The organism is Rhodoferax ferrireducens, from assembly GCF_049302455.1.
In the GTDB taxonomy this organism is placed as follows: Bacteria; Pseudomonadota; Gammaproteobacteria; order Burkholderiales; family Burkholderiaceae_C; genus Rhodoferax; species Rhodoferax ferrireducens_B.
Genome location: NZ_JBAQMD010000067.1, coordinates 1 through 26,596, shown reverse-complemented (window position 1 = coordinate 26,596; position 26,596 = coordinate 1). Strand labels below are relative to the sequence as shown.

General features: G+C 58.9%; 23 protein-coding genes and 3 pseudogenes. 17 read left to right on the top strand and 9 right to left on the bottom strand.

The genetic code is table 11. The annotated features are described in order from the left end of the window. Positions 1–13 precede the first annotated feature (13 nt). Positions 14–1,030 (bottom strand): LysR substrate-binding domain-containing protein, encoded by a 1,017-nt coding sequence (locus WA157_RS12115; RefSeq protein ID WP_422621197.1) that lies wholly within the window; start codon positions 1,028–1,030, stop codon positions 14–16. Between the two features lie 262 nt (positions 1,031–1,292). On the opposite strand from WA157_RS12115, the gene WA157_RS12110 reads away from it, so the two are divergent. Then, positions 1,293–1,682 carry a DUF302 domain-containing protein gene (locus WA157_RS12110; RefSeq protein ID WP_422621196.1) on the top strand — a complete coding sequence of 130 codons (390 nt, stop codon included), beginning with the start codon at positions 1,293–1,295 and terminating at the stop codon, positions 1,680–1,682. A gap of 49 nt (positions 1,683–1,731) precedes the next feature. On the opposite strand, the gene WA157_RS12105 is transcribed toward WA157_RS12110, so the two are convergent. Continuing rightward, positions 1,732–2,760, bottom strand: coding sequence for an aldo/keto reductase (locus tag WA157_RS12105; RefSeq protein WP_422621195.1), 1,029 nt, complete (start codon positions 2,758–2,760; stop codon positions 1,732–1,734). A 244-nt stretch (positions 2,761–3,004) separates the two neighbouring features. Between WA157_RS12105 and WA157_RS12100 the strand changes: the two genes are divergently transcribed. Together WA157_RS12100 and WA157_RS12095 are read left to right on the top strand one after the other, a co-directional pair. After that, entirely contained in the window at positions 3,005–5,236 is a 2,232-nt protein-coding gene (locus WA157_RS12100) for a carotenoid biosynthesis protein (RefSeq protein ID WP_422621194.1), read from the top strand. A gap of 52 nt (positions 5,237–5,288) precedes the next feature. Then, on the top strand, positions 5,289–7,073 hold the full coding sequence (locus WA157_RS12095; RefSeq protein WP_422621193.1) for a diguanylate cyclase domain-containing protein: 1,785 nt from the start codon (positions 5,289–5,291) through the stop codon (positions 7,071–7,073). A gap of 63 nt (positions 7,074–7,136) precedes the next feature. On the opposite strand, the gene WA157_RS12090 is transcribed toward WA157_RS12095, so the two are convergent. Both WA157_RS12090 and WA157_RS12085 read right to left on the bottom strand, forming a co-directional pair. After that, positions 7,137–7,742 (bottom strand): hypothetical protein, encoded by a 606-nt coding sequence (locus WA157_RS12090; protein ID WP_422621192.1) that lies wholly within the window; start codon positions 7,740–7,742, stop codon positions 7,137–7,139. Between the two features lie 80 nt (positions 7,743–7,822). Beyond that, complete coding sequence (locus WA157_RS12085; protein WP_422621191.1) at positions 7,823–8,476, bottom strand: TfoX/Sxy family DNA transformation protein; 654 nt, start codon at positions 8,474–8,476, stop codon at positions 7,823–7,825. 374 nt (positions 8,477–8,850) lie between these two features. Here WA157_RS12085 and WA157_RS12080 point away from each other — a divergent pair, with 374 nt between their 5' ends. From WA157_RS12080 to WA157_RS12070, 3 genes are all read left to right on the top strand, one after another. Beyond that, positions 8,851–9,021, top strand: a complete 171-nt coding sequence (locus tag WA157_RS12080) for a hypothetical protein (protein WP_422621190.1) — start codon at positions 8,851–8,853, stop codon at positions 9,019–9,021. 46 nt (positions 9,022–9,067) lie between these two features. Continuing rightward, entirely contained in the window at positions 9,068–9,529 is a 462-nt protein-coding gene (locus tag WA157_RS12075; protein WP_422621189.1) for a hypothetical protein, read from the top strand. A 329-nt stretch (positions 9,530–9,858) separates the two neighbouring features. Continuing rightward, the gene (locus tag WA157_RS12070; RefSeq protein ID WP_422621188.1) at positions 9,859–11,574 is read left to right on the top strand and encodes a diguanylate cyclase domain-containing protein; all 1,716 of its coding nucleotides are present in this window, start codon (positions 9,859–9,861) and stop codon (positions 11,572–11,574) included. A 94-nt stretch (positions 11,575–11,668) separates the two neighbouring features. Here the strand turns inward: WA157_RS12070 and WA157_RS12065 are convergent, their stop codons facing one another. Further along, complete coding sequence (locus WA157_RS12065) at positions 11,669–12,163, bottom strand: glycine zipper 2TM domain-containing protein (protein WP_422621187.1); 495 nt, start codon at positions 12,161–12,163, stop codon at positions 11,669–11,671. A gap of 152 nt (positions 12,164–12,315) precedes the next feature. Here WA157_RS12065 and WA157_RS12060 point away from each other — a divergent pair. The 4 genes and pseudogenes from WA157_RS12060 to WA157_RS12045 form a co-directional block, all read left to right on the top strand. Further along, positions 12,316–12,597 (top strand): annotated as a pseudogene (locus WA157_RS12060) (DUF6920 family protein); the annotation flags it as partial. Next, the gene (locus WA157_RS12055; protein ID WP_422621186.1) at positions 12,585–13,397 is read left to right on the top strand and encodes a 5'-3' exonuclease; all 813 of its coding nucleotides are present in this window, start codon (positions 12,585–12,587) and stop codon (positions 13,395–13,397) included. The pseudogene WA157_RS12060 and the gene WA157_RS12055, both read left to right, overlap by 13 nt. Beyond that, entirely contained in the window at positions 13,394–13,540 is a 147-nt protein-coding gene (locus tag WA157_RS12050) for a hypothetical protein (RefSeq protein WP_422621185.1), read from the top strand. Before WA157_RS12055 ends, WA157_RS12050 begins: the two co-directional genes overlap by 4 nt. Before the next feature lie 137 nt (positions 13,541–13,677). After that, the gene (locus WA157_RS12045; protein ID WP_422621184.1) at positions 13,678–14,097 is read left to right on the top strand and encodes a DUF1801 domain-containing protein; all 420 of its coding nucleotides are present in this window, start codon (positions 13,678–13,680) and stop codon (positions 14,095–14,097) included. A 164-nt stretch (positions 14,098–14,261) separates the two neighbouring features. Here the strand turns inward: WA157_RS12045 and WA157_RS12040 are convergent, their stop codons facing one another. Then, complete coding sequence (locus WA157_RS12040) at positions 14,262–16,088, bottom strand: ABCB family ABC transporter ATP-binding protein/permease (RefSeq protein WP_422621183.1); 1,827 nt, start codon at positions 16,086–16,088, stop codon at positions 14,262–14,264. A gap of 95 nt (positions 16,089–16,183) precedes the next feature. Between WA157_RS12040 and WA157_RS12035 the strand changes: the two genes are divergently transcribed. From WA157_RS12035 to WA157_RS12025, 3 genes are all read left to right on the top strand, one after another. Continuing rightward, entirely contained in the window at positions 16,184–16,624 is a 441-nt protein-coding gene (locus WA157_RS12035) for an acyl-CoA thioesterase (protein ID WP_422621182.1), read from the top strand. A gap of 207 nt (positions 16,625–16,831) precedes the next feature. Next, positions 16,832–17,383 carry an NADPH-dependent FMN reductase gene (locus tag WA157_RS12030; protein ID WP_422621181.1) on the top strand — a complete coding sequence of 184 codons (552 nt, stop codon included), beginning with the start codon at positions 16,832–16,834 and terminating at the stop codon, positions 17,381–17,383. Between the two features lie 28 nt (positions 17,384–17,411). Then, positions 17,412–18,359 carry a DUF5996 family protein gene (locus tag WA157_RS12025; RefSeq protein WP_422621180.1) on the top strand — a complete coding sequence of 316 codons (948 nt, stop codon included), beginning with the start codon at positions 17,412–17,414 and terminating at the stop codon, positions 18,357–18,359. On the opposite strand, the gene WA157_RS12020 is transcribed toward WA157_RS12025, so the two are convergent. Continuing rightward, on the bottom strand, positions 18,293–18,562 hold the full coding sequence (locus WA157_RS12020) for a hypothetical protein (protein WP_422621221.1): 270 nt from the start codon (positions 18,560–18,562) through the stop codon (positions 18,293–18,295). The genes WA157_RS12025 and WA157_RS12020 overlap by 67 nt on opposite strands. A 36-nt stretch (positions 18,563–18,598) precedes the next feature. Next, positions 18,599–20,620 (bottom strand): sigma-54-dependent Fis family transcriptional regulator, encoded by a 2,022-nt coding sequence (locus WA157_RS12015; protein WP_422621179.1) that lies wholly within the window; start codon positions 20,618–20,620, stop codon positions 18,599–18,601. A 493-nt stretch (positions 20,621–21,113) separates the two neighbouring features. Here WA157_RS12015 and WA157_RS12010 point away from each other — a divergent pair, with 493 nt between their 5' ends. From WA157_RS12010 to WA157_RS11995, 4 genes and pseudogenes are all read left to right on the top strand, one after another. Beyond that, on the top strand, positions 21,114–23,276 hold the full coding sequence (locus WA157_RS12010) for a hydantoinase/oxoprolinase family protein (RefSeq protein WP_422621178.1): 2,163 nt from the start codon (positions 21,114–21,116) through the stop codon (positions 23,274–23,276). Further along, positions 23,273–25,597 (top strand): hydantoinase B/oxoprolinase family protein, encoded by a 2,325-nt coding sequence (locus tag WA157_RS12005; protein WP_422621177.1) that lies wholly within the window; start codon positions 23,273–23,275, stop codon positions 25,595–25,597. Before WA157_RS12010 ends, WA157_RS12005 begins: the two co-directional genes overlap by 4 nt. Before the next feature lie 50 nt (positions 25,598–25,647). Continuing rightward, entirely contained in the window at positions 25,648–26,154 is a 507-nt protein-coding gene (locus tag WA157_RS12000) for an acetone carboxylase subunit gamma (RefSeq protein WP_422621176.1), read from the top strand. An 83-nt stretch (positions 26,155–26,237) separates the two neighbouring features. Further along, positions 26,238–26,432: pseudogene (locus WA157_RS11995) on the top strand (AMP-binding protein); the annotation flags it as partial. 26 nt (positions 26,433–26,458) lie between these two features. Here WA157_RS11995 and WA157_RS11990 read toward each other — a convergent pair. After that, positions 26,459–26,596: pseudogene (locus tag WA157_RS11990) on the bottom strand (IS1595 family transposase); the annotation flags it as partial.

Here is a 26,596-nt window from a genome sequence, read left to right as displayed (position 1 = left end):
GTATTGTCCCAAATCAGCCGATGGGATCGACCTGTTGCGGCACAACATCGGCCGGATCCTTTCGGCCCTGCGCCAGCAGATAGTCCCACAAGGCTTGCGCCGCACTCTTGGCCGCGCGCTCAACTGATGGGGCAGACCTGTGGCCCCCGAGCTTGCCGTTTTCCTTGACCGTGGGCCGCTCCCGGTAGAGCCGTACCTCCATGGTGATCTGCAGACCTTTCAGGTCAAGCGGCACCGCACTCACCAGTTTTCTGGCGCACAAATCTTTCTTGACGGCACTAAAAGGCAAAAAAGCAATGCCATGGCCCTCCAGCGCCATCGCCTTCAGGCCTTCCGCCATGTCGGTCTCATAAACGCGGTCAAAGTGAATGGCGGTGCCCGACTGCTTGAGGATCAGGTCCACCATCTGCCCCAAATAAGCGCCAGGCGCGTAGCCCAGGTACGGCAAGGGCTGACCCGCTCGCCCTGGCAACAGAAACATCGGCGCACCGTCTGCATCCGGTTTGGCATAAGGCGCCACCACCTCTTCGCCCAAACTGACCATCTCGTAGCGATCAGCATCGAGCTGAAAGGGCTGGGACGGATGATGATAGGCAATCAACAGGTCGCAACTCCCCTCCACCAGGCGCATGACGGCGTCGTGCACATTGAGCGCAATCAGGCGGCTCTTGATGGGGCCGAATTGTTGCCGCAAGGCCGACACCCAGGCCGGAAAAAACGTGAAAGCCAGCGTGTGCGGCACGGCAAATTCAATCACATCCTGCCCGGCTGAGGCATGCCCGCGCAGCATGGCGCGCGTGCTTTGCAGGGCCTGCAATACCTCCAATGACTGGGTATAAAGCGTTTCACCGCCAGGGGTGAGACGGGTCGGGTAATTGCTTCGATCGACCAGATCGGTGCCGGCCCATGTTTCAAGCGACTGAATGCGCCGCGAAAACGCCGGCTGCGTGACGTGGCGCAATTGCGCGGAACGGCTGAAACTGCGGGTTTCAGCCAAACTGACAAAATCTTCCAGCCATTTGGTGTCCATGGGCGGCGATTATGCGCGACTTGCAGGGGTCCGGCTCGCGATGTCGACTGTCCCCGATCAATGCTCAGCAGCAGCGCCGTGGCGCGGGCAATATACATTTTCGATAGCGCCTCATCTAATGTTGACGGGGGCCAGCGTCGATTTTCATCAAATATTTTGACTAAACCCCTATTCGCTGACCCTGCTATGAAAGCACTGAAACAACAGACGGCTGGGCGGTGCTAAGCTTTGTCGCTTGTCAACACACCCGATGAGGATTTCCATGAACAGCATCAATTTCAAGCGCGAGATACAAGGCACCGTCGATCACGCGGTGGAGCGCGTAACCAAGGCGCTGGGTGAAGAAGGCTTCGGCATCCTGACGCGCATCGACATGCACAGCAAAATCAAGGAAAAAACCGGCAAGGACATCATCCCCACCATCATTCTTGGCGCCTGCAATCCGAACCTGGCCTACGAGGCCTACACCGCCAACAGCGACGTGGCGAGTCTGCTGCCGTGCAACGCCGTCATCCGTGAAGTCGCGCCGGGCGTGATTTCGGTGGAACTCGCCGCACCCTCGGGTTTGATGCGTATCCTGGGCGACGCGAAGCTCACCGTCATGGCGCAGGAGGCCGACGAGCGCCTCCAGCGTGCGCTGGCCAAGCTGTAAACCTGGTCCTCTGGCGTAACGCCGTTGCGCCCAACGCGTTGTATTTGTCTCAAGACTGGGCCATTGGGGCATGCGCCGGGCGCACCCGGCCATTGAGCGGATAGGCCGGGTCGGTATAGCCAGGCGTAGACGGGTGGCCCGGTCTGACCAGGCTATCCACCAGTGCCTCATCTTCCTCGGCAAAGACGTAGTCGAGCGCGGGCAGGTAGTCTTGCCACTGCTTGAGCGTGCGCGGCCCGGCAATGACCGAGCTGACCACCGGGTTGGCCAGCACCCAGCTGCAAGCAAACTGCGCCAGGCTGATGCCTTTGGCCTCGGCATGCACTTTAAGTTGCTGCGCGATCACCAGCGACTCTTCCCGAAACTCGGTCTCTGCCAGGCGCTTGTCGGCGCGGCCTGCGCGGCTGCTTGGGTCTGGCGTCTGCCCCGGCGGGTATTTGCCGGTGAGCACACCGCGCGCCACCGGGCTGTAGGGCGTCACACCAATGCCGTAATGCGCGCAGGCTGGCAGCACCTCCACCTCAGGGTTACGGTTGAGCAGGTTGTAGTAAGGCTGGCACACCACCGGGCCTGGCATGCCAAGCTGCCCGGCCAGACGCATCAACTCGGCAATGCGCCAGCCCCGGAAGTTGGACACCCCCCAATAGCGAATCTGACCCGCGCGCAGCATCGCGTCCAGCGCGCGCAAGGGCTCTTCCAGGTTCATGCCGTTGTAGTCGCGGTGCAGATACAGAATGTCCACGTAATCCGTTTGCAGGCGCGCCAGGGAAGCCGCCACTTCGCGCAGCATCCAGGATCGCGAGTAATGGCCCTCGTTCACCCGGTCTGACATGCTGTTGCCGAGTTTGGTGGCCAGTACCCAGTCATGGCGCTGGCCCTTGAGCAGCTCGCCCACCATGGTCTCCGAGCCACCCTTGCTGTACACGTCGGCCGTGTCGATGTAATTCACGCCATGGGCGTGGGCATCGGCCACGATGGCGGCGGCCTCGGCTTGACCGGTCTGGTCACCGAACATCATGGTGCCCAGGCACAGGGCGGAAACTCGCAGATTGCTGTTGCCAAGAGAGCGGTATTGCATGAAGGCCTTTCAGATGGAAATGGAATGCAGTCTATGCCAAAGCTTGTATTTTTACATCGCGATCATTGGCCACCGGCAGAGCCGCGTCCGAGCCCTCCCCTTCAACGCGGGCTGCAGCGTGCGCGACGTCGGCGGCCGTTCTGGGTTTAGACTGCGCACCTAAGCGAAGCCCCGCTGCAAGTTCTGCGGGGCTTATTTTTTGTCTGTTTTTCTCGCGCCCTGACGGGACCTCGACAGGACTCCCATGAAATCACTGCTTGTCAATATTCCCAGGTTGAGCTACGCCTTGTTCGCCGCATTTCTGGTGGCGATGGCCGTGCGCAGCAACAACGACACCACCGTCGCGATCGTCGCCAGCTCAGTGTTGATGTTTGCTTTTTGCTGGGCCAATGCCAGCCATTTGCTGGGCATTCGGGCGGCACTGAAGTTTGTCCTCATCGCCGTGACCTTCGGCTGGTTCGCCGAGCAAACAGGTGTTTCGCATGGCTGGTTTTTTGGCCGATATGTGTACACCGACGTACTCGGATGGCGCCTGGGCGATGTGCCCGTCGTGATCCCGCTGATGTGGTTTGCCCTGTGCTACACCTGCTATGTGATCAGCAATCTGATTGTCTGGCGCAGCGCAGTGGACGGCTCGCCACGCCTGTCTGACGCCGTGTTCATGTCCTTGCTGGCTGCGATGATCGTCACTGCCTTTGATTTGGGTGCGGACCCCTACATGGTCTACACGCTCAAGGCCTGGATCATGACCAAGACCGACGGCTGGTGGTTTGGTGAAACCATTCAGGGATTCTTTGGCTGGGTGTTTGTCGCTTGCGCGATTCTGTTCAGCTTTCGCATGGCGGTGCGCAAACAGGTGTTGCGCCCACTCGCTGATTTCAACAAGTGGCACGCCTTGTTGCCGCTGTCCGTGTACGCGAGCGCCATGGTGTTTCAGCTCTGTGTCGGCCATCCCATGGAAACCCGCACGATTGCCGTGTTTGCGATGGGCATCCCCCTGCTGTGTGCCTTGGCAGGATGGCAACACTGGAAGACATGGCCTCGCGCAGATCACGCTGAAAGTCAGGTTTCCAAGGCCCGAGCGGCGCACATGCGGTATCTGGCCGACCCACTGGCAGACACGACCATGGCCAATATTCTCGGCCCCTGGCCATTAACCTCCGACGCCGCTGGCCAGGCAGCACAGTGGCAAAAAATAGCGCAGGTGAATCGCCAATTCGAGCAATGGAAAACCAATCTGAGCCTGCTGAACTGGCAGCCTGCTGATACCACGCTCGGCCCTGACATCCGCCTGGCCTTGCAGCAGTATTTACAGGCCGGGCAAGTGCTGCCCGCATGGGCAGATCGCGCCAAGATCGAAAGAGCCGAGGCCTTGTTCATGGACTACGGCGCACTCTCTTGCTCGCTGCTGTTTTGCTCCAGCCTGCCAGAGTGTTACGTCGTCCCCGATCTGTCGGCCGTGCTCCATGTGGCCGGGCAATTGGAGCAACACACCGACTACCGCATCCGCGCCACCGCCGCCATGATCTTCCCGGTCATGATGAAGGGCGGCCTGGGCCAGCCAGACGGCAGCGGACTTGCGCAAATTCTCAAAGTACGATTGATTCATGCCACGATTCGCAACCTGATCCTGCGCGGCAGCCCGCAAGAGGCGATGCACGCCCTGGGCGACCAGCAGCATGTGAAAGGCGCCGGTGTGCTCACCCCTTTGCCCGCCGCAGGAACCGACAGCATGTACCAGTCCTTGTTTGCCCATGGCTGGAAGCTGGGTGAAGACGGCCTGCCCTGCAATCAGGAAGAGCTGGCCTACACCTTGCTGACCTTTTCCTACGTGTTCTTGCGCAGCATGCGCCGGCTCGGACTGGGTTTACCCCCAAGCGACGAGGAGGCCTATCTGCATGCCTGGAATGTGGTGGGCCATGTGCTGGGCATCCGGCGCGAGTTGATGGCAGACAGCATGACGCAGGCAGAAGTTCTGTTTGCCCAAATGCAGGCACGTGGCCGCGCCAATCCGGTCAGCCCGGACGCTCGCCCCGCCCTGGGCAAGGCCTTGATGACTGCGATGGAACAAGTCATCCCATTTCGCTTGCTCAAGCCTGTTCCGGTGTTGATGACGCGCTATTTGTGCGGGTCGCCTACCGCTGACACCATCGGTCTGGCCGGCCGCGTCTCCTGGCTGTCGCATGGCTTGTTTGTGCTATTGATGCTGAAGACCAGAATCATCGACGGCATGGTGCGCCTGGTATGGCCTGAATTTTCCATTTCGAGACTGATCACGCGCGTGCTGGGCTACCACTTCATGAGTCAGATATTATTGGACCAGACTCGTCCGCTCAAGCTACCGCAACATTTGCTGAACGACATCAACGGTGCGATGGCGACCTGGGATCATGATCCGAAAGCCCCGCAGTGGTTGAATAATCTGGAAGATCGAATGACCAAACCGGGCAAATGGAATGTGCCAACCACGACGTAAAAGACCGGCGTCGTCCTTCGGCCTGCGCTTGTCTGCCACTCGATGCACACTCATGCGTTGCATGCTCGTGCTCTGCGCCATTTTCGGGCTTAGCGCATCGATGGCGGCACTGTCGGCACCCGCTCCGGTTCTTCTGGATGAATCAAATCCACTGGTACAGGCTTGGCCGGCGGTGACCCTGCTCTCCGACCCGCAAAAGAAGCTGGGCATCAAGGAGGTCATGGAGGCAAGGGACCGGTTCACCACACCAGAAACCGCCTATGGCACGCTGGGATTGCGCAAGGATGCCGTGTGGTTTCTGATCCCGATCTCAGTGTCAAGCCAAAGCAATGGCCTTTGGGTATTGGATATCGATTACCCCGTGCTCAACCGTATCGACGTCTACCTTACCCACGACAAAACCCTCATGGAACAGACCAGGCTGGGCAGCCTGCAACCCCAGGACCAGCGGCCCATTCGCAGTCGCTCGCATTCTTTTGGCTTGAAGCTGAAAGCGGGCGCCAACTACGATTTGTACCTGCGCATCGAAAGCAAGGGCGCCCTGATATTGCCCATCACGCTAAGCAAACCCTCGGAATTTCATGCCAATGCGCTGGGGGAACAAATGCTGCAAGGCCTGCTCACGGGCCTGGCCCTGTGCCTGCTGGCGTACAGCCTGGCGCAATGGCTTACCCTGGGTGAGCCTCTGTACGTCAAGTACGCCATCCTCATATTTGGAAGCTTGCTGTTTTCACTGCTTCAATTTGGCATCGGAGCCCAATATGTGTGGCGCGGCAATACGTGGATGGAGCTCCATACCGCCGGTTTGGCATCGCTGATCGCCGCCACCGGCTCCTTCCTGTTTATCGAACAAGCCCTGGAGGGCCCCGACGTCCACCGATGGATCAGTCGGCTCATGAAAGCGGGTGCCGGCTTCACCGTTTTCTTTGCCCTGTGTTTCTCCTTTGACTTGATCGACATCTATATCGTCACGGCCGTCATCAGCACGCTGGGTCTGGCGCCAGCCCTGCTGGGTTTGCCGGGTGCCATTTCACGGGCACGTCGTGGCGACAGTGTAGGCATCTATTTTTTGTTGGCGTGGGCGGCCTATTTTGTGACGACGGCGGTCATGATCGAAGTGATCAAGGGGCGCGTCGGCGTCAACTTCTGGACCCTGCACTCCTTCCAGTTTGGCGCCACCTTCGACATGTTGGTATTCATGCGGGTGCTGGGCTTGCGAACCAAAGCCTTGCACAAGGCGGTAGAACATGCCAGGCGTGAGCGGGACAGCCTGCATTCACTGGCACATACGGACCCTCTGACCGGACTGCCCAATCGTCGCAGTCTGAATGCTTCGATGGCAGACGCCATCAGTCACGCCGGACCGGAAAATATCGTCGCTGTGTACATGATGGACCTGGATGGGTTCAAACAAATCAACGACCAGTACGGTCATGACGTTGGCGATGAACTGCTGATCGCCGTCGCGGCGCGCCTGCGGGCCAATGTGCGTCACAGCGACCTTATCGCGCGCTTGGGTGGCGACGAATTTGTCGTGATGTCCAGCGGCTTGCACAGTGTGCAGCAAGCCAGAGACCGTGCTGACAAGCTTCTTGAGGCGTTCAACGACCCTTTTGCCTTGTCAGACAAAATCTGCCGCATCGGCCTGACCATAGGCTATGCGCTTGCGCCCCAGGATGGGAGCGATGCCATCAGTCTTTTCAAGCGCGCCGATGCCGCCATGTATGCCGGCAAGAATGAAGGCAAACATTGTGCACGTCGCGGCGATGACACAGTACCCGCGTCAAGTCATACGGACTGGCAACCACTCGATGGCGGCAAGGCCACGGAGTTTTAAGACCCTTGGCGCTACGGCGTGCACAGCGCCCATTGGCCGCCAGCCGTTCGACATGTGTGTCTGTCAGCGTCCAACCAAGGCGCCATAGGCCTGACGCGTCTCGGGTGACACAGATTCAAGCAGCTGCGCATACGGTGTTTTGTGGCGCATCAGCATCCGGGCCGAGGCCACCGTTTTGGAGCGGCAGAACCAGTGGCAGGTGTGCTGCATCAAAAACAGCTCGGCCGACAGGGTGAAGGCTTTGTTCTTCTGCGCCAGATGACGACTGTTTTGGGCCGCCTGTTCAATGCCATTGGCATGAATGCGCAAGGCCTGGCGCAGATCAAACGTGCTGTCTGGCAGCAACCTGTCGGCCCAGGGAATCGCCAACGCCAACCGGCTGACCCGCGTTTGCGCCTCATCGACGCCCGAAAACTCAGCCACAAAACGATTGAACTGTTCACACAGCGTCACCTCGGCCGCGTCCAGCATGCGCCAGATCTGCGCCTGGCGTTCGGGGTCAAGCTCAGACAGCGCGCGCAAGTAGCCGTCGGTCAGGTTTTCCATCAACTTTTCTATCTGGTATTTGCCCAGATAACTTCCCAGCAAGGCGATGCGTCTGCCCTGCTCGCGCGACTTGACCACATAGGCGCCAGCGGCAAGCAATGTCAAAAGTACAAGTAATTCCATGGTTGGATGAGGTGATTGTTTGAATGCCGCTTGAGTGTAGTGGCCAGCCTGTTGGCGCCACGCGCTTGACTCGCCGCAATTCAAGGCGCGGGACGCCTGTCCGCGCCCTGCTCATGCTGTTCCAGCGCCAGCAGCAAACTGGTGCGATGTTCCCGCGCCACCACTTGCCAGGGCAAACCGGTCAGGGCGCCCTCCAGCGCCCACAGCAGATTCAGGCTCGCAGACCCACTGCAACGCTTGACTTTGGCATAAGCCCCCACCGAGCCCAGTTTTTTTAATTGCGCCAGGGTGCGGATACCGGCCGCTTCCAGCATTTGCCGCGATTTGGGCCCCAGGTTCGGCAGCGTTGCAACGGACGCCGCAGCGCCCTGGGCTGTCCCACCTGGTTTGGCCCGTGCCGTGCGGACTTTGACCGGCCCAGGCGCTTCGACCAGGCTCAGCGCATCGGCTGTGACCCGCACCAGTTGACACAAGTTGTGGCGGTCGTCCCATTGATCGGCTGTCAGCAGCAAATGAGGCCTGGCACGCGGATAGGGTGCCGCCTCGACCACTTCCTCAAGCAACCCGCGCCCCTGCACCGTGTTTTTGAGAAACAGTTGGTTGTCGCACACCAGCCCGACCGGACGCCCGTCGTAATAAAGACAGTATTCGCCAAACATCTTGCGCGCCGTCACGGCACCACAGTCGGCGAGTTGGTCAAGCAGAAAATCAATGATGCTTTGAGTGGTTGACATGGTTTACCTTGTGCCCGGCAAGCGGCGCCTGTTCTGAACTCCGTTACATCACAACCATCAATCAAGCACAACGATTGAAATGATCAGGCATCACACGTTTGGCGACAGGTTCAGAGCGTCGAAATGCCTGGCCATAAAAAAATCGAAGGGCTTGTCCCATGCGGTGACTCTGCGTTGGCGCGGCTCAAAAATGAGCAGCCCAATGGACGTGACCGGGTGTTGCATCAATTTTCGACGATGTAAGCCTTGAAAAGGCAAGCCCGCATTTGAGCAATATCAATAGCTTCGATCGCGAATTGATCAAATGATTACCGAACAGGAGAAATTCAAATGAAGCTCTTTGCCGTTGTTTTAAGTTCATCGATACTGGTCGCTTGCGGCGGAGGTGGCTCGGACGGCCCAGCGTCATCCACCCCTGGAACATCCACTCCTGGAACATCCACCCCAGCGTCATCCACCCCTGGAACATCCACCCCTGGAACATCCACCCCTGGAACATCGCCCCCTGGAACATCGCCCCCTGCGGTATCGCCCGCAAGCCCTGAGCTCGCAAAGTATGAGGGCGCGTGGCGGGAAAATTGCGTTGACCATTTGCGATTCACCAAGACCTTCATCGCAACGGGTAGCGCCACTTTCTCGGTCGCTACCAAAGAAGAATACTTCGACAACGCAGACTGCACCGGTGCTGTGGTCGCGACCGGTAGCTACGGTGTACCCGATGAAAACGTGCAGTACGCGCCGGCCCTGGCGGCCTCCGTCACATTGACGACTGGCGAAAATATAACAACCGACGTTAATCCTGCGACCTCAAAATACGCCGTGGCAACCTTTGGCATCACGGGTAGCGGCGTGAAGTCTCCGCAGCTTGTTGGCACGACGATGTACGCACGCGTTGAATACGCCGATGGCGGGTACGTCATCGTCGAGCGCCCAGCGTTAAACGGCCAAACCACCTCTGGCGCACTCCTGCTACGCAATGATGAGCTGCTCGCCCTGGTGCCGCTTGTTGGCTTCACGAACTCGTTCAAGGTCCTTCATCGGTACGTTCGGTGATTGATCTGCTGGACACGCTTTTGCGACGGTTCGGGCCAGAAGCCATACGACACAGGCACCACGGGACCTGAAATCCAAGGGCCCGACAAACCGCCAGCCTCTAGCGGGTTCCATCTGAATCGAAGCTGCTCGGTCCAACGCCATCAGGTGGGTCAACAATTTGTCGGCGCTCACAAGCCGTCCCATCGACGCCGAACGGCCAAGGCGTCAACGCAGGCGCAAAATAGTCAAAACTCAGTGACGTCACGCAATTGCGTTACTCTGACCACTCTCCAAAGCGACTTTTTGTAAACAACCTCAAAGCACTCGGTTCTGCCAGAAAGCATTCAATGCCCGCCGAAATCACGATCGAACGAATCATTCATCCGCATATTCTCACCTGCACTCCCGATACCCTGTTGTCCGATGCAGCGCAGCGCATGGTGGAAACGCGTTGCAGTTCGATTCTGGTGGCCGTGGACGGGGCCATCGTCGGTATCTGGTCGGAGCAAGACGCGCTGGCATTGGATATAGCCACCCCGCAGGCATTCCATTGCCCCATCGCGCAGCACATGACATCTCCGGTCAAAACCATCAATGTCAAAACTGGCCTCGGCGAGGCTGCCCTGCGTTTCCGGGAGGAAAAGGTGCGTCATTTCCTGGCAGTGGACGATGACGGAAAGCACAAGGGCATCGTCAGCCAGACCGATATCGTGATCAATCAAGGAATCGAATACTACATTTCCTTGCGCGAAGTGCTATCGGTTCTCAATCGACAGTATCCGATCATCCCGAGCGCGGCACCTTTGGGCGAGGCTGTGAGAAGCATGCACAGCGGCCGCTTCGACGCCCTCATCACGCAATACCCGGACGGTGATTACGGCATCCTCACCGAGCGCGACGTGGTGCGCCTGATCAGCGGCGACAAGCCGATCGCCATCGTCGGCGAGCTCGCCAGCCGACCGCTTATTTGCGTTCCCAGCGCTACCAGCCTTTATCAAGCGCGCAACCTGTTCATAGACAAGCACATTCGCCACCTCGGCGTCACGGGCAGCGACGGCAAGCTGTTGGGGCTGGTGACATTCGCTGAACTGCTGGCGAGCATTGAGCACGACTATGTTCGTGAGTTACGCGAAACACTCAAGAAACGCGAACGCAGTTTGTTGATTTCCAAGCAGCATCAGCGCTTGGCCGCCAAAGTGTTCGAGAGCACGTTCGAAGGCATCATGATCACCAACGCCGAAAGCGTGATCGAATCGGTCAACCCGGCTTTTACCCAGATCACCGGCTTCATGGCGCACGAAGTGCTCGGCAAGACCCCGGTCATCCTTTCTTCTGGCATGCACCAGGAAATTTTTTACCGCAAGATGCGCGAGGATATAGCCGCCACCGGCCATTGGCAGGGAGAAATCTGGAACCGGCGTCGCACCGGAGAAACCTATCCGGAATGGCTCACGATCAACGCCGTAAGTAACGATGACGGCAAGGTAACCCATTACGTCGGCGTTTTTTCCGACATCACCACGCGCAAGGCGGCGGAAGAACAAGTGCTTTTTCTCGCCCACCACGATGGCCTTACCGGCCTGCCCAACCGCGCCCTGTTCGCCGACCGGCTGCGCCAGGCTATCGTTCACGCCCACCGCGACCGGGCCAAGGTGGCGGTGATGTTTCTCGATCTCGACAACTTCAAGCAGACCAACGATACCCTGGGACATCACATCGGCGACCAACTGCTGCAAATGGTCGCGCAACGCCTGACCAACTGCATGCGCGAGGGCGACACCGTGGCGCGCCTGGGTGGCGACGAATTCACCGTCGTTCTCGAATCAGTCACCAACACGCGTGACATCGCATACGTTTCGCAAAAAATCATCGATGCCGTGTCCCATCCACTCCTGCTCGATGGACACGAAATCGCCGTGACCTGCAGTATCGGTGTCAGCGTCTATCCCGACGACAGTGAAGAGTCCGATGACTTGATCAAGTATGCCGACACGGCGATGTACCGGGCCAAGGAAGGTGGGCGCAACAATTTCCGGTTTTTCATCGCACCGGAAAAGGAGTAGGACCGATCGCGACGGGACGCCTGGCGTGCCCTGTCTTACCGATACGGGGGGGAGCGTGACTCACCGCAAGCCCGAGGAAAGGCGCGGGTGCCGGTTACTGATTTTTCTTGGCGACTTCGTTACCGATGTATCCACCACCCACGGCGCCGGCTATGGTTGCCAGGGTTTTACCATTGCCACCACCCACCTGATTGCCCAGCAGTCCACCGACAACTGCGCCCACGCCAATTCCAACTGGACTATTTTGAGCAACAGGTGCCGCGGGCGGCTGTGAAGGAACCGGGGCATATTGCCGAGCCGGCTTGACAGGAGCACGCGTGTATTGATGCACTGCAGGCTTGCTCTGCATGGCCTCGTTGGCACCCCTTTCAGGTATTGCGGCCAACGGCGTCGGCACCGGAGCAACCACGCCTGTTTTGGGCGCACTGTCTGCTGCGGAACTGTGTGACTTCGGTAGAACGTCCGTGATGGCGGCAATGCCCACCAGGCAGACCAGCGTGACAGATACCGCTGCGACTGCCAATAAGGGATGAATGCGATTGGAGGTTTGTGTCATGTTCATAAAAAATTTTGTTGAGTAAATCGCCATTTGGCGTGCGTACGCATTAAACGTTCGAACGATGAAATGGGGTGTACTCAGATTGTTTCGTTTGTAAGGTCCGGTAACGGCGGTGAAAACATCAGCAGCCTTTCAAAGTGAACTTCGACCTCTGAGAAAGTTCGTCGGCAAGCACAGACGAGCAGTGGAAGCCGTTCACGTCGCGGCAAAGGGTCGTCACCCGTAGCCCAGGCTTCCTGTGGGACGCCCAAGTGTCCATGTTTCCGGGTGTCGCGGTGCGCGTGGTCGACAGTTACATCGCGGGCGAGGTGGCTTCGTCGAAGATCAGGATCGGCGGGTTTTTCAGCGGGGTGTCAATGGCTTACTATGGCCGCTGCTGCCCCCCTACGTGGGATGGGCAACAGGATAATCTTCGTCTCTATGAGAAGTTTCAAACCGACGCGATCACACAATGTCCCTGCTAATTATTGATGCGCTGAACATCATCAGGCGTATTCACGAGGCTATTCCCGAGCCAGACACCGAGGAGAAGGTGGCCGACACCATCAAATCAAGCCTGAGCTCGTTCAAGCGCGCCCTCAAGACCCACAGGCCGACCCACGCTGTTGCGGTTTTTGACCATGGGGGCCGCACCTGGAAACATGACCTCTATGAAACCTATCAAGCCAACCGAAAACCCATGCCGCAACACTTGCGCGATGGATTCCTGAGCATCAAGCAAGAATTGCATGACATGGGCTTGCACTGGATTGCCATTGAGGGCATAGAGGCGGACGATGCCATTGCCGCGCTGGTTGAGAAATGGTGCAAGGCCAGGTCGGAGCGAGCCATCATTTTGTCGACCGACAAGGACTTTTTGCAACTGCTCAATGACCAGGTCTTTATTTACGACCACTTCAAAGACGCTTGGCGTGACGCGGCTTATGTGCAGGAGAAATTCGGTGTCACGCCATCGCAGATGGGCGATCTGCTGGCCCTCATGGGTGACGCGGTGGATGGCGTCCCCGGTGTGGACAAGGTAGGCCGCAAAACCGCAGCAACGCTGCTTCGAATCAATGGCAATCTCGACCGGCTGATCTCCAACGCCGACAAGGTAGGGGGCCAGGTTGGCGCGAATCTGCGCAAGGGCATTGAGATCGCCAGGCTTTCCAGACAACTGGTTTCATTCAAAACCGATAGGCCGCTCGGGCTGACCTGGAAGATGCTGGCGCAGGTCCAGGTACAAACACCCCCTTCTCACGCCATGCCCGACAGTTCGCCATGAGCGCACGGCAAGCGGAGTTGGACCGCCTCTGTCTCTCTCCCGAGCGAAACATCCAAAGCCTTCACGGTGCAGAGCCCGGACTGATTGCGCCCAATGGGAGAGTACGCGCCATGGTGCTGGAACTGGCCAGACCCGCCGACTGAACCCTGCTGTCTACCCTTTGGCGAGGGGTGCAGACTGATCTCGAATTGCACGCGCCTGCGATCGCAGTCTCCGGCATTGACGGTTATCCTCGGCTTTCTTGCAAACGAAATATTTCTGGGACGTCTAGGAAGAGAACATGAAAAAGTCGGACGCAAGCCATGACCAGTCGGCATCGGAGCTCATCTCGAAAAGAATCGCCGAACTCGGAGACTGGCGCGGGGAAACCCTCAGCAGAATGCGCAAGCTCATCCGGCAAGCAGACCCGGACGTCGTCGAGGAGTGGAAGTGGATGGGCACTCCGGTTTGGTCGCACGACGGCATCATCTGCACTGGCGAATCCTACAAGGACAAAGTGAAGATTACCTTCGCCAAGGGCGCGTCTCTGAAGGATCCGGCCCGTTTCTTCAACGCGAGTCTCGACGGACATACCCGCCGCGCAATTGACATCCACGAAGGCGAAGAAGTTGATGGGGCCGCCTTCAAGGCGCTCGTTCGCCAAGCGGTCGCCCTCAATAGTTCTGGCAAGTCGAAACCTTTGAAGAAAGTCAAGTCATAAGGGATCGCCGCACGGCGGAGGGCGTACTTGGGCGTCAGCAACCGCTGCAGACCCGCCCGCAAAGAGCCCAGAATGAATGCAACTTCCCGCACCCAATACACTATCATTTAAATAGCTACTAACGCACACCCCACCTGGGCTAGAGGCCTAAAATACCCACAATCCTACTCAGCCGTCGACTGCTGCAGCGCCCACATCTCCGCATAGCGCCCATTGGCTGCCAGCAATTCCGCATGCGAACCCCGCTCAATGATGCGACCTGCGTCCATCACCAGAATCTCGTGCGCGTCCACCACCGTGGACAGCCGGTGCGCAATCACCAGCGTGGTCTTGTTCTGCGCCACGCTTTGCAGCTCGGCCTGAATGGCGCGTTCGTTGGCGGAATCCAGCGCCGAGGTGGCTTCGTCGAAGATCAGGATCGGCGGGTTCTTCAGCAGGGTGCGGGCAATCGCCACGCGCTGCTTTTCGCCGCCGGATAGTTTGAGGCCACGCTCGCCCACCATGGTGTCGTAGCCCTTGGGCGTGGCGCTGATGAAGTTGTGAATGTGCGCGCTGCGCGCCGCTTCGATCACCTGCTCCCGCGTGGCGCCGGGTTTGCCGTAGGCGATGTTGTATTCCACCGTGTCGTTGAACAGCACCGTGTCTTGCGGCACGATGCCAATCGCCTGGCGCACGCTGGCTTGCGTCACCTGCTTGATGTCCTGCCCGGCAATCAAAATCTGCCCCTGCTGCACGTCATAGAAGCGGAACAACAGCCGCGCCAGCGTGGACTTGCCCGAGCCCGAGGGGCCGACCACCGCCACCGTTTTACCGGCCGGAATCTCGAAACTGATGTCGTGCAGAATCGGCCGCGCCGCCTCATAGGCAAAGCTGACGTGGCTGAAGGTGACGTTGGCGCCATCCACCTTGAGCGGCTGCGCACCTGGCACGTCGGCAATTTCGCGCTCGCGCTCCATCAGGGTGAACATCTTGTCCAGGTCGGTCAGGCTCTGCTTGATCTCGCGGTACAACACGCCCAAAAATCCCAGCGGGATGTAGAGCTGGATCATGAAGGCGTTGACCATCACCAAATCGCCCAGGGTCATGTGGCCTTCCACCACGCCCTGCGTCGCGCGCCACAGCATGGCGACCAGGCCGGTAGCGATGATGAGCTGCTGGCCGGTGTTGAGCAAACTTAAAGTGCGCTGGCTCTTGAGAGCCGCCAGGCGGTAATTCTTCAGGTTTTCGTCGTAGCGGTGGGCCTCGAACTCTTCGTTGTTGAAGTACTTGACGGTCTCGAAGTTCAACAGCGAGTCGATGGCGCGGCTGTGGGCTTTGGAGTCCAGCTCGTTCATCTGCCGGCGAAACTTGGTGCGCCACTCGGTCACGCTGACCGTGAAGCTGATGTAGAACACCAGGGCGATGATGGTGATCAAGGCAAACCAGATGTCGAACTTGATGGCCAGGTAAGACAGCACCATGGTCACTTCGATCAGCGTCGGAATGATGCTGTAAAGCGAGTACGAGATCAGCGAATTGACCGCCCGCGTGCCGCGCTCGATGTCGCGCGTCAGGCCACCGGTCTGGCGCTCCAGGTGAAAGCGCAAGCTCAGGGCATGCAAATGGCGAAACACTTGCAGCGAAATTGTGCGCGACGCGCCTTCGGTGGCTTTGGCAAACACCAGTTCGCGCAGTTCGGCAAACAAGGTGGTTGACAGGCGCAGCAAGCCGTAGGCGAGCAGCAAGGCGGCCGGCACCACCAGCAAGGCCGTGGCGTCGATGCCGCCCTTGGGGTTCATGGTGTCGATCAGTTGTTTGAGCAGCAAAGGCACGCCGACGTTGGCCGTTTTGGCGGCCACCATGAACGCCAATGCGGCCATCACACGCCATTTGTATTCCCACAGATAGGGAAACAGCCGACGCAAGGTGGCCCAGTCAGACCGGGCGGCTGCGGGGGTGGATGCCGAGGGGGCGGCTTGGAAAGAGTGGGTGGATCCGCCAGCGTGGCGCATGGGTGGACAATCCTCAAAATGTTGTGGACAGAGCTGGCTCGCTTTGCGTAGCTGCGGTCTGTCCGGCAAAGTATTAATTAACCTAGATTGTGCCCATGTCCGCAAACCCAAGCCCCAACCCCGCCACGACCGGCTGCGGCGCCAACGTGCACTTGCCCACCGACCAGGAACTGGTGCTCAAGGTCATTCCCATGCCCGGCGACTGCAACGCCAATGGCGACATTTTTGGCGGCTGGGTGATGGCGCAGGTCGATCTGGCGGGCGCCGTGGTGCCGGCCCGCTATGTCAAGGGCCGCATGGTCACCGTGGCGGTGAATGAATTTGTCTTCAAGCAGCCGGTGCGCGTAGGCGATATTCTGTCGTTTTTTGCCAAGCTGACCCGGATTGGCCGGACCTCGATCACGGTCAAGATTGAAGTCTTTGCCGAACGTTTCGGGTCGCTCAATGAATACGCCAAGGTCACGGAGGCGTCCCTCACCTACGTGGCGATTGATGAACATGGCAAGCCGCGCGAAGTGCCCCAAAAGTTGATTTGAATTAGCTATATTTTTAATAGCTACTCAAGCTTATTACACGGTGGCTAGAGGCCAATTTAACCAATATTTTCTGTGCCACCCGGAGGCACGCAAGCACCGGCCCCCGTTGGGGGCAATGCCGCGTCGTTTGCAATCTGCCCCCGGAGCCCGTATAAATCAGGGCAATGTGCCTCAACCAGTTTTGGGGCCGCAACCTGGGAGTGCACCATGACAACCATCATCGGACTGGCAGGCAGCCTGCGCGCCGGCTCCTTCAACGCCGCGCTGCTGCGCGCGGCCGCCCCCTTGATGCCGGCGGGCGCCAGCCTGGACATCGCCAGCATCAAAGGCATTCCCTTGTATGACGGCGATGTCGAGGACAGCGAGGGTATTCCACCCACGGTGAGCGCGCTGAAGGACCGGATTGCGGCGGCCGACGGGCTGCTGCTGGTCACGCCGGAGTACAACAATGCGATGCCCGGCGTGTTCAAGAATGCACTCGACTGGCTGTCGCGTCCACCGGCCGACAGTGCGCGCGTCTTTGCCAATCGCCGAGTCGCCGTCATAGGCGCGTCGCCCGGCGGCTTCGGCACCATCCTGGCCCAGAATGCCTGGTTGCCGGTGCTGCGAACACTGGGCACGCAGCCCTGGTTCGGCGCCCGCCTGATGGTGGCGCGCGCTGGCAGTGTCTTCAACGAACAAGGCGACTTGGTGGACGAGAAAATCAAGGCCCAATTACAGCAATTCCTGGCCGGTTTTGTCGATTTTGTGAAGTCGTAAGGCGATAAGAACCGGCGCGGAGGCAACCATGGCCCATGCAGATTTACCGGACCCCGGTACCAACTCGTCGCCTTGGCCCGCCCTGGACTACGCGGCCTGGAAGGACACCTGCGTCACGCTGCACCTGTGGACCCAGATCGTCGGCAAAATCCGGCTGACGCAGACGCCGTGGCTCAACCATTCCTGGCATGTCCCGCTCTATGTCACGGCGCGCGGCCTGGCGACCTCGCCCATGCCCTTTGGTGCGCGCACGTTTCAGATTGATTTCGACCTGATCGACCATCGACTGCTGATCGAAACCAGCGACGGGGCGGTGACAACGCTGCCCTTGAAGCCGCGCCCGGTGGCAGACTTTTACCGGGACCTGATGGCGCAACTGGCCGCGCTCGGACTGGGCGTCAAGATCCACACCACGCCCAATGAAATCGTGGATGGCATCCCGTTTGAACAGGATCAGCAACATGCGTCGTATGACGCCGCGCAGGCCCATAACTTCTGGCTCGCGCTGGTACAGAGCGACCGCGTGCTCAAGCAGTTCCGCGCCCGCTTCATCGGCAAGTGCAGCCCGGTGCATTTCTTTTGGGGCAGCTTTGACCTGGCGGTGACGCGTTTTTCCGGGCGAACGGCGCCGCAGCATCCCGGTGGCGTGCCGCATTGCCCGGACTGGGTCATGCGCGAGGCCTACTCGCACGAGGTCAGCAGCTGTGGTTTTTGGCCGGGCGGTGAGATGCTGCCCGAGCCGGTCTTCTATGCCTATGCTTATCCGGAACCACCCGGCTTCAGCGCGGCAGCCGTGCGTCCCGCGGGCGCGCGTTACAACCCGGACTTGCACGAGTTCATCCTGCCGTACGACGAGGTACGACGGGCCGACGCACCGGACGCCCGACTGCTTGATTTTTTGCAGAGCAGTTACGAGGCCGCCGCCAATCTGGGGACCTGGGATCGCGCCGCGCTGGAGCGTACCTTGCCAGCGTGATGCGGCAGGTCGGTGGCCTCATCCGGCACAGGGTAGGCCTTGAGCTCGTCCAGCAAAGCCACCAGCGCCGGGTCGGCCGTTGCCGTGATTTGCTGGCGCAAGCGCTCAAACAGGTGGGCGCGCCACTGCACCAGATTGACGATGTGGCTGGCGATGCCGAGCGGGTGCAGACTCAGGCGCAGCACGTTCACCGGCGCCTGCAGAGTGGAGGCCCAGTTGTAGCTGGCTCCAGCGTAACCCTAGCGACCCGGACCCCTGACGCTGTCCACGACCTGGTCAAGGCCATATTTTTTGAGCTTGATATACAGGGTGCTCTTGGCAATGCCAAGGTGCCTGGCCACCAGGGTCAGGTTACCTCGGTAGGTTTCGATCGTCTCGCGGATGAATTCAAGTCCCGAATCTTCCAGACTGCCTTTGGTCGCGGACGATCGTTCACCTGCTTTCATGCCGTCAGTAGTGATCGGCAAGCCAATTTCAGCGGGCAGGTCATCACAACCCAATGACGGCCCGTCATTGAGCAAAAACATGCTCTCGATGACATTGCGCAACTCGCGCACGTTGCCTGGCCAGGCATAACTTTCCAACGCACTGATGACCTCCGGCTGGACCTGCTTGACAGTAGCGCCGTACTGCTCGGCAAACTTTCGCAGGAAATGCTCAACCAGGGTTCGAATATCTTCTTGCCGCTCTCGCAGCGGTGGAATGTGAATGCTGGTCACCGAAACCCGGTAAAAGAGGTCCATGCGGAACCGGCCCTCCGCCACGGCATCGCGGAGATTCTTGTTGGTCGCCGCGATCAGTTTGATGCTGATTTTTCGTGGCGTGGTTTCACCGATTCGATAAATTTCCCCTTCTTCCAGCACCCGCAAGAAGTGCGGCTGCAACTCCAGGGGCATTTCGCCGAGCTCGTCGAGAAACAGCGTGCCGCCAGTCGCGGCCTCGACCTTGCCAACCATGCCGCCGCGGCGCGCCCCGGTAAAGGCGCCCTCGCAATAGCCGAACAGTTCGCTGGCCAGGAGATCCTTGGACAGCCCGCCGCAGTTAACAGCCACAAAGGGATGATCGGCCGTGGGCCCGGCCTGGTGGATTCCTTGCGCAAAGTTTTCCTTGCCAACCCCGGTCTCACCGAGAAGCAGCACCGGCACGTTGGTTTTTGCCAGCAGCTTGGCCTTTTGCACCGCTTGCGTCAAGACCTGGCTCTTGCCCACAATACCCGCGAAGCCCCTGATGTCCGTGGACAGCACGGCTTTCGCGGCTTGTTCCTTTCGGGAAAAGTGCGCCGTCACGCCAGACTGCGGCAAGCCCGGTATGGTCAACAGACTGCCAATGCGCTCCCCGGCCTCCATGATGGGCTCTACCCAATCCGTACGCAGCCATGCGGGCGCATCCACGCGCGTGGAACTCGCGAAGACCCCCATCCGCAAGGACGGTATCTGGGTCGTGTTTTTGAAATCGAAATTGATGCCGCGCGCGCTCAGCGCCGTGGCGGCCCGCTCGTTGACCTTGATCGGGTAACCGCGACGATCGCAAATAATGATGCCGTCGGTCGGACTGGCCATTTTCGCCATGCCACGCTCCAGCAATTGATAGCGAAAGTCCATCTCCAATTTGGCCAGTTGGCTTTCAATGCGACCGGCCGTGGTGACGGCCAAAGCAAGACTGTGTGGACCGAAGGTTTTGCCCAAGCCGGACACGTCGACCGCGCCCACGATCCTGCCGTCATAGGGATCACGGATGACGGCCGCTGAACAGGTCCACTGCTTGATGCCTTCACAAAAATGCTCTGCCGCATGGATCTGCACCGGCAGGCCGACGGACAGGGCGGTTCCGATCGCATTGGTCCCGCAAATCTGCTCGCTCCAGTTGCTGCCGGCAATGAGATGAATGTCTTCAGCCGCGCCCAAGGCGCGAGGATCCCCTTCGACGCTCAGAATCATCCCGGCCGGATCGGTCAGGATCATGATCGTTTCAGTCTCGGCCAGAAAATCCCTGGCCATCGCCATCACCTGTTTACCGGCGGTGAGCAACTCCCGATGTTGGTGTTGCAGGGAAGTGAGCGTGGCCTCATTGACGGGCGAAGGCGCCTGCTGCCGACTGGGGTCCACCTGCACTTCCAGGCAGCGCCGCCAGGAGTCATCGATCAGGCAACGCAAGGCGTTGGGTGCTGGCGCCTGTCCGCTGAGAAACCGCTCCCAGGTGGCCATGATCGTGCGGTTGTTTTCGGGATTGGATAGCCGCCGATTGGGCTCATTGGCACTCATGTTGTCTCCTACTGGCTATGCGCCGTATCCCAGCAGTGCCACGCTGCTGCCATCTGCCCCAAGTCACCTATGGGAACATCTTGAAAAAAGTTTTTGTCTGCCAATATACCCGCGCGCGTCGGCCCGGGATACGCTCCAAAACCCTTGCTTGCGCGTGTACGACACGGGCTGTAACAGATATCGCTTTCAGTTACGAATCGCTGCCCGGCGTCACCGGCGCAACGTCGTTCGATTTCCGAACGATTGCCATGCAAGCGTTCGAAAAACAAACGCCCGCGAACTGCATCGACCGGTCTCGAAACAGTACGTCTTTTGCATCCATTCATTGGGGAAAGTGACTGATTTCAATCTTTCCCGAGCCTTGGCATGCCCTTTGCAATACCCCGGTAGCGATTCAATTTAGTTCCATCGCTGGTACCGGCCACCAACTGTCAAATTGACGGCTGATGGCGGGGTCTGAAAAGCCAACTATCCCTTGAGGAGACAGATACTTATGCAAGCTCTACATTCACCCGTACAGGTGATGGGAATCGATGCCGGCGGCACGATGACCGACACCTTCTTTGTGCGAGAGGACGGCTCCTTCGTCGTCGGCAAAGCACAGAGTAATCCTGGGGATGAATCCCAGGCCATCTACGAGTCGTCGATCGACGCGCTCGCGGAATGGAAGCTCAAGGTTGACGATGTTTTCCCGGAACTCCTGACCTGCGTCTATTCGGGCACCGCCATGCTGAACCGGGTAGTGCAACGCAAAGGCCTGGATGTCGGCCTGATGTGCAACCGGGGCTTCGAGGACATCCACTCGATGGGTCGCGCGGCGCAGAGCTACCTCGGCTATGCGCTGGAAGAACGCATCCATTTGAACTGCCACCGTTACGATGAACCGCTGGTGCCGCTCTCGCGCACACGCGGCGTCACCGAGCGTACCGATGTTCAGGGTCAGGTCGTGATTCCGCTGCGCGAAGAGGAAGTACGCGTCGCCACCCGCGAGCTGGTGGCACGCGGCTCCAAAGCGATCGTGATCAGTCTGCTGCAGTCGCACAAGAACGAGCAGAGCGAACTGCGTGCCCGTGATATCTGCCGTGAGGAATTGATCAAAATTGGCGCGAACATCCCGGTCTTCGCCACCGTTGACTACTACCCTTCACGCAAGGAAAGCCACCGTACCAACACGACGATTCTGGAAGCCTACGCCGCTGAACCTTCACGTGAAACGCTGAAGAAGGTCAGCGACCGTTTCAAGAAGCATGGCGCCAAGTTCGATTTGCGCGTGATGGCCACCCACGGCGGCACCATTGGCTGGAAAGCCAAGGAGCTGGCCCGCACCATCGTCTCCGGTCCTATCGGCGGCGTGATCGGCTCGAAATTCCTGGGTGAAAAACTCGGTTACGAAAATATTGCCTGCAGCGATATTGGCGGCACCAGTTTCGACATGGCGATCATCACCAAGGGCAACTTCGCGATCCAGTCCGATCCCGACATGGCGCGCCTGTTGCTGTCCCTGCCTCTGGTGGCCATGGATTCGGTGGGCGCCGGCGCCGGCAGTTTTATCCGCATTGACCCCTACAGCAAAGCCATCAAACTCGGTCCCGACAGCGCCGGCTATCGCGTCGGCATGTGCTGGGCCGACAGCGGACTCGACACCGTGTCGGTGTCCGATTGCCACGTCGTGCTGGGCTACCTCAACCCCGACAATTTCCTGGGCGGTGCCATCAAGCTCGACGTCAACCGTGCCCGCAAATACCTGAAGGAACAAATTGCCGATCCACTCGGCCTGACGGTTGAAGATGCCGCCGCCGGTGTGATCGAGCTGCTCGATTTGAACCTGCGTGAGTACATGCGTTCCGTCATCAGCGCCAAGGGCTACAACCCGGCTGACTTTGTTTGCTTCTCGTACGGCGGCGCCGGTCCGGTTCACACCTATGGCTACACCGAAGGCCTGGGCTTCAAGGATGTGGTGGTGCCCGCCTGGGCGGCCGGCTTCTCAGCCTTTGGTTGCGCCTGCGCCGAGTACGAATACCGCTATGATAAGAGCGTCGACATCGGCGTCGGTCCGAAAGCCACCGATGCCGAGAAAGTGCAAGCCTGCAAAACCCTGACTGAAGCATGGGGTGAACTCAGTGAAAAGGTCATTGAGGAATTCGTCATCAACGGGTTCAAGCCGGAAGATGTGTTGCTGCGTCCGGGCTACCGCATGCAGTTCATGGGCCAACTGAACGACCTTGAAATCAATTCACCGATTACCCAGGCGTCCACGCTGGCGGACTGGGACAAGATGGTGCACGCGTTTGACCAGACCTACGCCCGCGTCTATGCGAGCTCGGCCAGTTCACCGGAACTCGGTTTTGGTGTGACCGGCGCCATCATGCGCGGCAGCGTGATTTCATCCAAACCGGAACTGCCGGAAGAAGCCGATGCGGGTCCGATTCCGCCCAAGGAAGCGCATATCGGCAGCCGGCCGTTCTACCGCCACAAAAAATGGCAGGACGCGCAAATCTGGTCGATGGAGGCGCTCAAGGCGGGTAACCGCGTGGTGGGGCCAGCCATTGTCGAGTCCCCGTCCACCACCTTCATCGTGCCCTTGGGGTTCGAAACCTATTGCGACAAACACCGTTTGTTCCATCTTAAAGAAGTTAAACAAGGAGCTCAATCATGAATATGCTATCAAGAAGAGAATTTGGTTTGCCTGATTTGCTGGGCAACGGCAAGACCCTCAAAGAGCATCGCGACGAGGTGCTGGAGCGGACCAAAGCCACCGGCTTTTACAACGGCCTGGAAAAGCTGGAGTTCAAGGAATCCGACCCCATCACCTATGAAAAGCTGTTCTCCAGGATTCGCGGCGGCCTGGTGCACGCCCGCGAGACGGCAAAGAAAATTGCGGCATCGCCCATCGTCGAGCAGGAAGGCGAATTGTGCTTCACGCTGTACAACGCGGCAGGTGACTGCATACTGACCTCGACCGGGATCATTATTCACGTCGGCACCATGGGCGCTGCTATCAAATACATGATAGAAAACGCCTGGGAGATCAATCCAGGCATTAATCCGGGTGACATGTTCACCAACAACGACTGCTCCATCGGCAATGTGCATCCCTGCGATATCGCCACCATCGTTCCCATCTTCTGGGATGGCAAACTGATTGGATGGGTCGGCGGTGTGACCCACGTCATTGACCTCGGCGCAATGACCCCCGGTTCGATGTCGAGCGGCCAGGTGTCGCGCTTCGGTGACGGCTTGCAGGTCACCTGCCGCAAGACCGGCGTCAACGACACCCCGCTGCGCGACTGGTTGCACGAGAGCCAACGCAATGTCCGCACCGCCAAATACTGGATTCTGGACGAACGCACGCGTATTGCCGGCTGCCACATGATCCGCAAGCTGGTGGAAGAAGTGCTGGAAGCCGAAGGCATTGAGAACTACACCAAGTTTGCGCACGAGATCATTGAAGAAGGACGGCGCGGCCTTCAGTTGCGGCTCAAGGCGATGACTGTTCCCGGGGTCTACCGCAGGGTCTCGTTTGTCGATGTGCCATATGACCATGAGGACATGAGCCTGGCGTCGGAATTCGGCAAGATGAACAGCATCATGCATGCGCCGTGCGAAATGACGATCCGTCCGGATGCCACGTGGAAGCTCAATTTCGAAGGGGCCAGCCGTTGGGGCTGGCACAGCTACAACGCGAACCAGGTGGCGTTCACAAGCGGCATCTGGGTCATGCTGACGCAGACCCTGGTGCCGACCGCGCGCATCAACGATGGCGCCTACTACGCCACCGAATTCAGGATTCCCAAAGGCACGTGGATGAATCCGGACGACCGCCGCACCGCGCATGCCAACGCATGGCATTTTCTGGTGTCTGCCTGGAGCGGCATCTGGCGCGGCATGAGCCAAGCCTACTATGCCCGCGGCTTCCTGGAGGAAGTCAATGCCGGCAATGCCAATGCTTGCAACTGGCTGCAAGGCGGCGGTATCAACCAGGATGGCGAGGTCCATGCGGTCAATAATTTCGAAACGGCCGCCTGCGGCACCGGCGCCTGCGCAATCAAGGATGGCTTGAACCATAATGCCGCCGTTTGGAATCCCGAAGGCGACATGGGCGATATCGAGATTTGGGAAATGGCCGAGCCGCTCTTGTACATGGGGCGCAACGTCAAGACCAACTCCGGTGGCTACGGCAAGTTCCGCGGTGGCTGCGGCTTCGAGACCCTGCGCATGGTGTGGAAGGCGCAGGACTGGACGATGTTCTTCTCAGGCAATGGCTACATGAACAGCGACTGGGGTCTGATGGGCGGTTACCCGTCAGCGACCGGCTATCGTTTTGAAGCCCACAAGACCGATCTCAAAGCCCGCATCAAGGAAGGCCTGTCGCTGCCGCTGGGCGCCGACCGCAACCCGGGAAATACGGAATACGAGCGGCACATCAGCGCGACTGCGGAGGTCAAGCGTGACAAGCAGTGCACCACCACCGAAGCTATTTTCGAAAACCATGACCTGTACTTGAACTATCTGCGTGGCGGCCCCGGCTTTGGCGATCCGCTGGATCGCGACTGTGCATCGGTTGAAGGCGATTTGAACAGCCACTTTATCCTGCCAGAATTCGCCATCAAGGTGTATGGCGTCGTGATCGCGCAAGACGACAACGAGATATGGAAAGTCGACATTTCCAAGACGGCATCACGACGCAAGGAAGTGCGCAAGGAGCGGATCTCCAGAGCCATTCCAACCCGTGAATGGATGAAGGAAGAGCGTGCTCGGGTCATCGACAAACATGCCTCAGTGCAGGTGCGCCACATGTTTGCCACCAGCTTTGACCTCAGCGCCAAGTTCAAGAACGAGTTCAAGGCGTTCTGGGAACTGCCCGCTGATTGGGAGCTGCCGGAATCCGAATTGGGTGTTCCGTCCTTCGGTTCCAAGTACCGGATGGACCTGTCGAAGTTGCCCGATGTCCGCACCGTGACCCTGGTCGAAGAATGATTTGAAGTCGGGGCCTAGCCCCGACTACCCTAACTTATTGGAGATACAAAATGTCTGTTTATACACAAGAGCAAGTGAACTACCTGGTGGAAGGCAAGCTGGACTGGGAAACCACCATGCGCATGCTGTCCATGCCCAAAGACCATGATCGCTTCCGCATGTATTTGAATACGCTGCAGTCCAAAGTGCCATGGGATGACAAGATCATTCTGCCGATCAGCTTGCACCTGTACATCGCGCAAAACAAGACCAGCAAGGAGTGGGTGACCAAATGCAGTTGCGGCCACGAGTTTGGCGACTACCGCAAGAACTGGAAGCTGGAGGCCTTGGTGTATGTGCGCGACACGCCGGAAGCCATGCAAGAAGTCTATCCAAAGCTGATGGCGCCAGACACCAACTGGCAGGTCTACCGTGAGTACTACTGCCCGGAGTGCGGCACCATGCACGACGTCGAGGCGCCCACACCCTGGTACCCGGTGATTCATGAATTTGAGCCGGACATCGAAGCCTTCTACACCGATTGGGTGCACCTGCCGCTGCCAGAAAAGGCCTGCTAAGTCATGTCAGGGGCTCGGTGTGTCATCGGGCTCCTGATGATCAAGGTGATTGGAGAGACCCCAACCGGGGTGTGAAAGTCAGTATGAATATTGCAGCCTTGCTCGAAAAATCGGCGATTCAACACGGTGACCGGCCTGCGCTCACCGTGCACGATCAAGTCCACGCCAACTACCGCGAGTTCGCCCAGCGCGTCAGAGCCATGGCCTTCAGCTTGCGCCATCACCTGGGCTTGAACACGGGTGACCGGGTCGCCATCGCGATGAGCAACCGGCCCGAGTTTTATGAAGTGGGGTATTCAGCTATTTACGGTAATTTCGACCGCCAAGGATGCCCTGGCACAGAAATATCGAGCGATGCTGGTGCTTTATTTCGAAGGCTCGCTGGAACAGCAAAGTCCTGCTTCTCATTTTTTGGTTTTGGATTGGCAACAAGCTCATGAAA